9 protein-coding genes and 4 tRNA genes are annotated in these 10,380 nt (G+C 51.5%); 7 read left to right on the forward strand and 6 right to left on the reverse strand.

What is annotated here, in order from left to right; genetic code table 11:
* The first annotated feature begins 2 nt into the window (after nt 1–2).
* Nucleotides 3–1,484 carry a cation:proton antiporter gene (locus CFERDRAFT_RS11195; protein ID WP_006367349.1) on the forward strand — a complete coding sequence of 494 codons (1,482 nt, stop codon included), beginning with the start codon at nt 3–5 and terminating at the stop codon, nt 1,482–1,484.
* Here CFERDRAFT_RS11195 and CFERDRAFT_RS11200 read toward each other — a convergent pair.
* Together CFERDRAFT_RS11200 and CFERDRAFT_RS11205 are read right to left on the reverse strand one after the other, a co-directional pair.
* A complete protein-coding gene (locus tag CFERDRAFT_RS11200) occupies nt 1,479–2,087 on the reverse strand; it encodes a flavodoxin family protein (protein ID WP_006367348.1) in 609 nt (202 codons plus the stop codon). The genes CFERDRAFT_RS11195 and CFERDRAFT_RS11200 overlap by 6 nt on opposite strands.
* Nucleotides 2,088–2,163: 76 nt before the next feature.
* Entirely contained in the window at nt 2,164–3,168 is a 1,005-nt protein-coding gene (locus CFERDRAFT_RS11205; RefSeq protein WP_006367350.1) for an aldo/keto reductase, read from the reverse strand.
* 255 nt (nt 3,169–3,423) lie between these two features.
* Here CFERDRAFT_RS11205 and CFERDRAFT_RS11210 point away from each other — a divergent pair, with 255 nt between their 5' ends.
* Entirely contained in the window at nt 3,424–4,386 is a 963-nt protein-coding gene (locus CFERDRAFT_RS11210; protein ID WP_006367351.1) for an alpha/beta fold hydrolase, read from the forward strand.
* A 62-nt stretch (nt 4,387–4,448) separates the two neighbouring features.
* On the opposite strand, the gene CFERDRAFT_RS11215 is transcribed toward CFERDRAFT_RS11210, so the two are convergent.
* Entirely contained in the window at nt 4,449–5,099 is a 651-nt protein-coding gene (locus tag CFERDRAFT_RS11215; RefSeq protein ID WP_006367352.1) for a phosphoribosylanthranilate isomerase, read from the reverse strand.
* Between the two features lie 181 nt (nt 5,100–5,280).
* Between CFERDRAFT_RS11215 and CFERDRAFT_RS11220 the strand changes: the two genes are divergently transcribed.
* Nucleotides 5,281–5,352, forward strand: a tRNA-Gln gene (locus CFERDRAFT_RS11220).
* Between the two features lie 61 nt (nt 5,353–5,413).
* On the opposite strand, the gene ahcY is transcribed toward CFERDRAFT_RS11220, so the two are convergent.
* From ahcY to CFERDRAFT_RS11235, 3 genes are all read right to left on the reverse strand, one after another.
* A complete protein-coding gene (ahcY, locus tag CFERDRAFT_RS11225; RefSeq protein ID WP_006367353.1) occupies nt 5,414–6,829 on the reverse strand; it encodes an adenosylhomocysteinase in 1,416 nt (471 codons plus the stop codon).
* 33 nt (nt 6,830–6,862) lie between these two features.
* On the reverse strand, nt 6,863–8,077 hold the full coding sequence (metK, locus tag CFERDRAFT_RS11230; protein WP_006367354.1) for a methionine adenosyltransferase: 1,215 nt from the start codon (nt 8,075–8,077) through the stop codon (nt 6,863–6,865).
* A gap of 273 nt (nt 8,078–8,350) precedes the next feature.
* The gene (locus CFERDRAFT_RS11235; protein WP_006367355.1) at nt 8,351–9,328 is read right to left on the reverse strand and encodes a sugar phosphate nucleotidyltransferase; all 978 of its coding nucleotides are present in this window, start codon (nt 9,326–9,328) and stop codon (nt 8,351–8,353) included.
* 195 nt (nt 9,329–9,523) lie between these two features.
* On the opposite strand from CFERDRAFT_RS11235, the gene CFERDRAFT_RS11240 reads away from it, so the two are divergent.
* From CFERDRAFT_RS11240 to CFERDRAFT_RS11255, 4 genes are all read left to right on the forward strand, one after another.
* A complete protein-coding gene (locus CFERDRAFT_RS11240) occupies nt 9,524–9,925 on the forward strand; it encodes an NUDIX hydrolase (RefSeq protein WP_006367356.1) in 402 nt (133 codons plus the stop codon).
* Nucleotides 9,926–10,068: 143 nt separating this feature from the next.
* Nucleotides 10,069–10,141, forward strand: a tRNA-Pro gene (locus CFERDRAFT_RS11245).
* Between the two features lie 27 nt (nt 10,142–10,168).
* A tRNA-Arg gene (locus CFERDRAFT_RS11250) sits at nt 10,169–10,241 on the forward strand.
* A gap of 26 nt (nt 10,242–10,267) precedes the next feature.
* Nucleotides 10,268–10,343: transfer RNA gene (locus CFERDRAFT_RS11255), tRNA-His, on the forward strand.
* Nucleotides 10,344–10,380 lie beyond the last annotated feature (37 nt).

Genomic DNA, 10,380 nt, shown 5'->3' on the forward strand with positions numbered 1-10,380 from the left:
TGCTGGTGGGGGGGGCTGTCCAGATTCTGGTTACCGGCATCGTGGTCAGCACGCTTGCCTACTGGTTCATGTATGCAATCGGCAGTGGCGTCACCCCGGCTGCCGCCGTGTTTCTCGGCTTTACTTTTTCAGTCAGCAGTACGGCGATCTGCCTCAAGATTTTGACCGACCGCGATGAACTTGGGTTGCCTCATGGGCGTATCGCACTTGGTATCCTTATTTTTCAGGATATTGCGGTGGTGCCCCTGATGATCGGTATTGATTTTTTAAGTCCTCATACCGCGCTCTCTTTCGGGCTGATTTTTAAAAAAATCGGTTTTATTATCCTTTTTGCTTCGGCTATTTTTATCGGCTTCAGGATCCTGATGCCGAGAATAGTCCGTCTTATTGCCTCGCTGCAGGCAAGGGAGGTTCTGGTAATCGGAGCGCTGGTGATCTGTTTCGGAGCGGCCTATCTGACATCGCTTGTCGGACTTTCACTTGCACTCGGCTCTTTTGTTGCCGGCATGGTTATCGCCAGTACCGATGAGAGCCATCAGATCAGTATGACTATTGACCCGTTCCGAGAGGCATTTACCAGCATATTTTTTATCTCCGTCGGACTTCTGCTCGATATCAGAGTGATCAATCTCCCTCTTTTTATTGCCATTGCTCTGATGGTACTGCTCGTCAAAGGGCTGGTTGTCGGGGGAGTATCCATTTTTCTCGGAAACTCCCTCAGGGTGAGCATGATGGCCGGTATGGCCCTTGCCCAGATCGGAGAGTTCTCCTTTGTGCTTGCAGAGGCGGGACTGAAGAACCGATTGATCGATCATGAGGTCTTTCAGTCCATGCTCGCAATCATTGTGGTAACCATGACGGTCGCTCCGGCCATGATAGCCCTGGCACCAAAATTTGCTGATCAGGTTGTGCCCGCACTTGGATTTATTCCGCTCCCCTCCAGGGATCCCTCATCGGTTACGGCGCGTCCGCCCGACTCCACCATCATCTGCGCGGGGGAGATTCATGCGGCAATTATCGGGTTCGGTGTTAACGGCCAGAATGTAGCGGCTGTGCTGCATGCCACCAATATCTCCTACTCGGTTCTTGAGATTGACCGGGAAACGGTTAAACTGATGAGAAGAAAAGGGGAACCGATCTTTTACGGCGACTGCACAGAGAAAAAAGCGCTGCTTCGCGCCGGAATCAATCATGCCCGTGCGGTTGTGCTCGGTATTTCCGATGCAACAGCTGTCCGCCAGAGTATTGCGATGATCCGTGAAATCAACAAAAAAGCGTTCATTATCGTCAGGGCAAGAACCCTTGATGATGTTGCCGCACTCTACAGTGAGGGCGCCGATGTTGTTGTTACCGAAAAATTTGAGACCTCCATCCAGATCTTTTCACAGCTCCTTAACCACTTTACGGTTGATCCTGAACTGATTCTTGAGCAGCAGGAGATTATCAGGCGTGAATGCGAAAAGATTTTTCTTGGCTCCTCATAGGGATGACAATGCGAGCTGTTTTCCGAGTTCCCGGGCTCTCTTTTTTGAGACCTTGCTGATCTCTTTCTGTTGCTGCTGGGCCGCCAGTCCGATAAAGAGTGTACCGACCGGCTTTGCTCCGAGCAGGTTTGCCGCCGTTTTCAGCAAGCGCAGAACATCGCCCGATCTCTTTGCAAAAAAAGCCGGAGCCGCAGAAGAGCCAACGAGCACCGCAACTCTCTTTTTCTCCGGATCTCTCGCTTTCGGAGCCCCCTGGCCCCACGGCCAGTAAGAAAAACTGATAAGGCGCTCGATAAATGTTTTCATCACTGCCGTAACCGATCCGGCATTCATCGGTGAGCCGAGTACCAGAGCATCGGCTTTGTCGATATCGCCGAGCAGTACCTCCAACTCATCATCCTGAACACATTCTCCGCGCTTGAGCCCCTCCTGCTGCGTGCAGCTCCGGCAGTTTGTGCAGTATGAGAGCCTTTTGTCGATCAGATAGTGTTTTGTTGTGGTCGCCCCCTCCGCTTTTGCCGCAGCAAGAATCTCATCAATTGCCTGATCAACGGTACCTCCTTTGCGGTAGCTCCCCACAATTGCGACAATATTTCTGCTCATGGCGAATATGGTTTTGTCGGGTTGAACGAGTCGAAATTTACTTCTCCGCTGACGGTAGTGTCGTGCGATCCCTTTTCTATCGATTGATAAACTTCATCATGCTCTCCGGGTAGCGCTCTCCTGAAACCGCATTTTTTGGAAGGGCAGTGGAGATTTCCGCCATCTCGGACTCGCTGATAACAACCGATCCGGCCGCAATATTCTCCTCAAGGTAGCCTCTCTGTTTGGTTCCCGGAATCGGCACAATGTCCGCTCCCTGAGCCAGCACCCAGGCCAGTGCGAGTTGAGCGGCAGTTATCCCTTTTTTCGTAGCAATCACCTTGATTCTTTTGACCAGCTCCAGGTTTTTCATGAAATGCTCTCCCTGAAAGCGGGGTGAGTTGCGGCGATAATCGTCAAGAGGAAAATCATCCGGGCTTTTCAGCTCTCCGGTCAGAAATCCCCGGCCAAGCGGACTGTATGCCACAAAGCCGATTCCCAGCTCACGCAGGGTTGGGAGCACCTCCTCCTCCGGTTCGCGGCTCCACATCGAGTACTCGCTCTGCAGGGCTGTGAGCGGATGGACGCTGTGGGCGCGGCGGATGGTCCCGGCACAGGCCTCCGAGAGGCCGATATAGCTCACCTTGCCGGCTGAAACCAGCTCGGCCATCGCGCCGACGGTCTCCTCTATCGGTACCTCACTGTCAACGCGGTGCTGATAGTAGAGATCGATATGGTCGATGCCGAGACGTTTCAGCGACGCGTCACAGGCGGAACGGACATACTCCGGTCTGCCGCTGATACCGGTAACGGGAGCCCAGCCGCCATCTGTTGACGGAGTGCTGCGAATGATGCCGAACTTCGTGGCGATCTTGACCCTGTCACGCAGCCCCTTGAGCGCTTTTCCGATCAGCAGCTCATTGGTAAACGGCCCATACATGTCCGAGGTATCCAAAAAGTTGATACCGAGCTCTATAGCCCGGTGAATGGTGGCTATGGACTCACGCTCGTTCCGTTCTCCGTAGAAATCGGACATGCCCATACACCCGAGACCCTGGGCCGATACCATCAACCCCTGTGTTCCAAGTATTCTCTGCTCCATACTTCCTCTTTTGGCCGGTTTGTACTCTGTTCGGGATTATTATCGTATTGAACAGAAGATTTTGTTAAAAACCAAGAAAATATCCTCACTGAAATGCTCCCGGGTCAAGGGAGATCATTGATGAATACGGGAGTAATATAATCCAAGTACAGCCATAATTCGCCATACACCACCGACTCTTGAGTGAGTGTCAAGTTTTTGTATATTTAAAAAATAAAAGACCATATCTCTACTCACTATAAGTTGATACGTGTTATGGTACACCAGCAGTTACCCCCCACAGAGAAATTTTCCCGGTACCGTCAGGAACTCCTCGATCTTCAGGCTTCATCAGATTCGGCTGCTGCCAAACGGGCAACGTACGAACTCTCCCTGATGGAGAAGAGTTGTTTTATTGAACTCAACGGCATTGTACATCACTATCATGATTCAGGGCCGAAAGATGCAGCACAAACGGTTATACTGATTCACGGCTGGGATTGCTGGTGGATGTGGTGGCACCATCAGATCGCCGCACTCAACAAGCAGGGGATCCGGACCATAGCCTACGATATGCGCGGTCACGGTTGGTCGGACAACGATCCGCGGAACCACTACCATATCGATTTTTTTGCTCATGATCTCCACGAGCTGGTTACAAAACTCGGCCTTGGAAAGTTTCATATAGCCGCATTCTCCTTCGGTCCTTTTGTGGCGCTTGACTATGCGCGTTCTCATCCCGGGCTGATTCGTTCAATGACCTTTTTCAATTTCGGCTACCTGCCGAACAGTGCCTTTATCCAGGCATTTGCCACGTCGACGATTACCTTTGTATTCAACAATCTGCTGCGTAAACTCACCTGGTGGCTTCCCGCCTATATCTTTGCCCGGCTGGTTCTGGCCAAAAACACCGTGCTGCTGCATGATATCCTCATCGGCTTTAAGAGTCTCGGATTCTGCGCTCCGGAAGCCATTGATCAGACAACCCGGCAGATAACCTCATTTGAAATAACCGAGTCGGTTCCGGCTATGGTTCGCGCGGTTGACCGGCCCATGCTCTTTGTTGCCGGTGCAGGGGATGCAATCATGACGAGCGAGAACGCCCAAAAGCTCACCGAGCTGGCCGGAAAGGGTCGTTTTATCTCTGTGCCCGAGTGCGGCCACCTCATTACGGTCGAGCTGCCCGATACGGCTTCAGAGATTATTCTCGGAGAGGTGGCGGCCAACAGCAACATTTAGGCCATTGCTTGAATTTGTTACAGCTTCCGATCTCTGGGGAGAAGAAGTTGACCGGTCGTCATTTATAAAATCGAGGTGAGGCGTACTGCACGGATGAAAGCCTTTATCTTTTCCGGATCCTTTATGCCCGGTTCACATTCAACACCGCTTGCCGTATCGACGGCCCAGGGCTGAACGAGCCTGATTGCATCAGCGACATTGGTTTCGTTCAGCCCTCCGGCCAGAATGGTGTAGCAGGAGCTTCCAAGTTCACTGAAGATTCGCGAGGCGAGCGCTGTTCCGATAGTCTCGCCGGTTCCTCCCTCCATATCGGGTCGATAGGCGTCAAAGAGAAAGGTGTTTGTGCCGCTCTGTCGGGCGTACGATCGCACCCACTCAACATCAAAATCCTCTTCGGGACGAAATACCCGTATTACCCGTGCTTCATGTATGGATTGTGCATTCGCCGGAGTGTACTGCTCACTGTGAAGCTGCGCTATCTGCAGGTCGCAGAAACGGCAGATCTCATTGATCTCTTCAGGTGATTGATCGACAAATATCCCCGCCGACTGAACAAACGGAGGCAGTTGTGCAATAATTGCTCTGGCGTTTTCAGGCGATATCACTCTGGGGCTTCTTCTGCTGAAGTTGAAGCCGAGGCAATCCGCGCCCGCAAGGGAGGCATCCAGGGCATCGGAGAGGCGGGTTATGCCGCAGATTTTAATTTTAACCATTGCGCAGTCGTTTCATAAGATGGCAGAGGAGAAGTGACAAGATAGCCTATAAATTTCAGAAATTCCCGGGGCCCGTGTAATCCATCGATAAGAGTCCTGTTATCCCCCTCACTGGTTGTGAGTTTCTCTTATTGTGCGTATATTCGGCACCGGTTATGACCACAGGGTCACAGCCGCAAGTTGGGGCGTCGCCAAGTGGTAAGGCATCGGCCTTTGGAGCCGACATCCGCAGGTTCGAATCCTGCCGCCCCAGCAACAAAAAAGGCAACCCGTGAAGGTTGCCTTTTTTGCATTCATGTTGAAACCTCAACCGGTCAATAGCGGTAGTGTTCCGGTTTGTAGGGCCCGCCAACAGGTACACCGAGATATTCTGACTGCTCACGGGTAAGCTCGGTCAGTTTGACACCGAGCTGATCGAGGTGCAGTCGTGCAACCTCTTCATCAAGTGCTTTTGAGAGTCTGTAGACGCCAACCTCATACTCGTTGGTCCAGAGGTCAATCTGGGCGAGCGTCTGGTTGGTGAAGGAGTTGCTCATGACAAATGATGGGTGACCGGTAGCGCATCCAAGGTTTACCAGGCGGCCTTCGGCAAGCAGGTAGATGGAGTTGCCGTTTGCAAAGGTATACTTGTCAACCTGCGGCTTGATGTTGAGCCTTTTTGCTCCGGCAAAGGTGTTGAGCTGCTCCACCTGGATCTCGTTATCGAAGTGACCGATGTTGCAGACAATAGCTTCATCCTTCATCCTCTTCATGTGCTCAAGCGTGATAACATCCTTGTTTCCGGTTGTGGTTACAAAAATGTTGCCTTCGCCGACCGCATCATCCATGGTGGCGACCTCGTAGCCTTCCATGGCCGCCTGCAGTGCGCAGATCGGATCGATCTCCGTTACAATCACCCTTGCGCCGTAAGCGCGCATGGAGCGTGCAGAGCCTTTGCCTACGTCACCGTAACCGAGCACAACAACCACCTTGCCGGCAACCATAACATCGGTTGCACGCTTGATGCCGTCAGCCAGTGACTCGCGGCAGCCGTAGAGGTTGTCAAACTTCGACTTGGTAACCGAATCGTTGACGTTGATGGCCGGGAAGAGCAGTTCGCCCTTTTCCATCATCTGATAGAGGCGGTGAACACCGGTGGTGGTCTCTTCCGAAACACCCTTCATCTCGGCAGCAACCTTGTGCCAGCGCTGGTTGTCCTCTTCGAAGACCTCCCTGAGCTGCTGGTAGAGCGCTTTCTCTTCGGCATTGCCCGGAGCTTTTTCAAGCAGTTCCGGATTGTTCTCGATTTTGTAACCGAGGATGATCATCAGGGTAGCGTCACCGCCATCATCGACGATCAGGTTCGGTCCCTTTCCGCCTTCAAATTCGAGAATCTGGCGGGTACACCACCAGTATTCGTCAAGGGTTTCGCCTTTCCATGCAAATACCGGTACACCTGCCTTGGCAATAGCCGCGGCAGCATGATCCTGTGTGGAAAAGATATTGCAGCTCGCCCAGCGAACCTCGGCTCCGAGGTCCACAAGGGTTTCGATCAGCACCGCGGTCTGGATGGTCATGTGCAGGGATCCGGAAATACGGGCACCACTCAGTGGCTTTTTGCCTGCATATTTTTTCCGGATAGCCATAAGACCGGGCATCTCCTTTTCAGCAATATCGATCTCCTTGCGTCCAAACTCGGCAAGAGAGAGATCGGCTACTTTATAATCAAGCACCTCTGCGACTGTTGTCATTTCTTCATCGGGTTTTAATAGTGTTGAAATTGTTCAGGCCAGGTTGAAGGCTTTCTTCAGCTCGGCAACTTTATCGGTTTTTTCCCACGGGAAGATGTCACGGCCGAAGTGCCCGTAAGCGGCGGTCTGCTGATAGCTCCATCCCTGTGGTTTGTTAAGACCGAAGTGCTTGATGATTGCTGCCGGACGAAGATCAAAGATCAGTTCGGCTTTTTCCTGGATCTGGGCATCGTTGAGACCCTGTTTGGCGGTATCGTGGGTATTGATATAGATCGATACCGGACGGGCAACACCGATGGCATAGGAGACCTGGACGGTGCACTTGTCTGCGAGACCTGCTGCAACAATGTTCTTGGCAACGTGGCGTGAAGCGTAGGCTGCACTGCGGTCAACCTTCGAAGGATCCTTGCCGCTGAATGCACCGCCGCCGTGAGGAGCTGCACCGCCATAGGTGTCAACAATGATCTTGCGACCGGTAAGGCCGGTGTCGCCGTGTGGTCCGCCGATTTCAAAACGACCGGTCGGGTTGATGTGAAGCTTCGTGTTTGCGTCAAGCAGGTTTGCCGGAATCACTTTGTTGATAACATTCTCAATGATATCCTTCTTGATGACAGCCTGCCACTCGGCTTCGCTGACACCTGCCGGTTCCGGATCGTGCTGGGTTGATACCACAACTGCATCCACACGTTTTACTTTCTCGTTTTCATATTCCAGTGTGACCTGGCTTTTTGCATCAGGACGAAGGTAGGTCATGATTTTGCCCTCCTTGCGGATTTCGGCAAGTTTTTTGACGAGCTGCTGGGCAAACTGGATCGCAGCAGGCATGAGCTCGGGGGTCTCGGTGCAGGCATAGCCGAACATCATACCCTGGTCACCGGCTCCGACTCGGTCAAACTCGTCAGCAATCTCTTCCTTGCGGTCAACGCCACGGTTGATATCAGGTGACTGGCTGTGGAGTGCGGAAAGCACGCCGCAGGAGTTCGCCTCAAACATATACTCACCCTTGGTGTAGCCAATCTCGCTGACGACCTGGCGGGCAATTTTCTGGATATCAACAATTCCCTTGGTTGTGACTTCACCGCCTACAATAACCTGACCGGTTGTAACGAAAGTCTCACAGGCAACACGGGAGTTGGCATCCTGACGGAGAAAATCATCAAGTACGGCATCTGAAATCTGATCAGCAACTTTGTCCGGATGTCCTTCTGATACGGATTCTGAGGTAAAGAAATACCTGGTCTGTGACATGTTTCGATAATGTTTTGGTTAAACGAAAAACAGCAACAACAGAAAAAAACTGCTTCAATGGAGAGCTTTTCGGGTGAAGGGGATTTCACGGGGAAACGACCTGGACACGGAAAAACTTCCGGCAAGCTCGAGGGCAGAACCCCTGTTGAGAGCTTGTGACACCGTGTCCATAGGTAATGGGAGTGTCAAGAGAAAAATAAAGCTCAAATGTAATAATTCAAAAGCTTCCATGCAAACTTCTCTTACGGACGCCCGTCATAAATTATCACATTATCAGCCAACACGGATTTCTGAATAGTCTCCGATATTTATTTCATGCGGGTTACCGGTAATGACCGCATTGTTGCCCACAATGGATTGATCCAGCATGATATTGCTTACACGGGCTTCATTGCCGATAATAGAGCTCCTGACAATCGCATTTGAGATGACAGCCCCCTCTCCGATTGTGGTATTGGGGCCGATAACGGCATTTTCAAGTGTGGCTTTTTTGCCAATGAATACCGGTTGATTGATAATGCATCCGGGATATGCGGTAACCGGATTATTCTTCTTCAGCAGAATCTCATTGGTGGAGAGCAGGGTCTCGGGTTTGCCGCAGTCGTACCATCCCGAAACCGGAAAGGTGGTGAAGGTTTCCCCCCGTTCAATCATGAGTTCGAGGGCATCGGTGAGCTGATACTCTCCTTTGGTCATGATACTGTGCTCAATCAGATGGTCGATACTTCTGAAGAGCGGTCCGGCCTTGAGGAGAAAATAGAGACCGACAATAGCAAGATTACTGATCGGAGTGTCAGGCTTTTCGACCAGCTTCAGGATCTTTCCGTTTTCGGTTATAGCGACGCCGAACCGTCTCGGATCCTCAACCTCTTTTACTCCGAGTGTAGATTCTGCACTTTTCAGCACCGGATCGAGATCTACATCAAAAATGGTGTCACCAAGAATGATCAGCAGCGGCTCTTCCTGATCAACAAACAATTTGCACATCCAGATTGCATGGGCGAGACCGAGCCGGTCCGGCTGATTGACAAAGGTGAATTTGATGCTGTAATTTTTCAGCAGCCACTCCTCAACCATATATCCCAGATAACCGACAATCACAATAGCCTCATCAATGCCTGCGGCAATGAGCTTGTCCATGATGTGGCCGATAATCGGTTTGCCAGCGACGTTAAGCAATACTTTAGGGTGAGAGAATGTGTGGGGCCGTAAACGGGAGCCTACACCTGCAACCGGAATGATTGCTTTCATGTTTTATGAGTGGTTTTGTTGAGAAGAATCGTCATTATGAAATTACTCATACCGTTGACGCCGCACAAGCTGTTAAATAATAAAATCAGTTGTATTTTAAGTTTATTGCATATTTGTAATGCAGGGCTCTCCGGGGGAGTGCGCCTGTCCGGGTAATCGCAGAAGCAACTAACTCTTATATCACTCAACGCTCTTATGGCCGAAGGGTTCAAGTCTCTATACCAGCAGTCTGCGGTGATTCCTGTTTTTGAAGGCAGGGTGGTCCTCATTACCGCAAAAAAATCAGAAAGATGGATTATACCGAAGGGACATGTTGAAAAAGGGTTCTCTCCGGCCGAGTCCGCGGCAAAGGAGGCTCTGGAAGAGGCCGGTCTGATCGGGGTGGTGCATCCTCAGCAGGCCGGCCAGTTCGGCTACTGCAAGTTCGGCAAACTGTTTTCTGTTGAGGTCTATCCGCTCTATATTGATACGATACTTGACGAGTGGGATGAAATGCATTTGCGGCAGCGAAAGCTCGTTACTCCTGCTGAAGCTGTCGAAATGGTATGGCATGATGAGCTTCGCCGGATCATTTCGGATTTTTTCGCTGTTAACTGATTCTGTGCGTTTTTTTGCCGGGGAAGGCCTCGAAAGGAGTTACCTGTGGCCGCCACATCACTGCCACTGAATCCGGCTTTTTTGGGTAAATTATTTTTTTGTAATTAATCATCTTGTGCTATATTGGGCCTTCCGTTAAAGAACGGGGCGTGGCGCAGTTGGTAGCGTGCCTGCTTTGGGAGCAGGAGGTCCCGAGTTCGAGTCTCGGCGCCCCGACAGGTAGATGTTCTGGCGATTGAAGTTGCGCCCGTAGCTCAATGGATAGAGCATCAGCCTTCTAAGCTGAGGGTTACTGGTTCGAGTCCAGTCGGGCGCACAAATAAAAGTCCGTAGGTTTTCTATGGTGATTGTAGCTCAGTTGGTTAGAGCGCCAGGTTGTGGCCCTGGAGGTCGGGGGTTCGAGTCCCCTCATTCACCCATGTTTTTTGGGCCCATCGACTAGCGGTTAGGTCACC

It is taken from the genome of Chlorobium ferrooxidans DSM 13031, assembly GCF_000168715.1.
In the GTDB taxonomy this organism is placed as follows: Bacteria; Bacteroidota; Chlorobiia; order Chlorobiales; family Chlorobiaceae; genus Chlorobium; species Chlorobium ferrooxidans.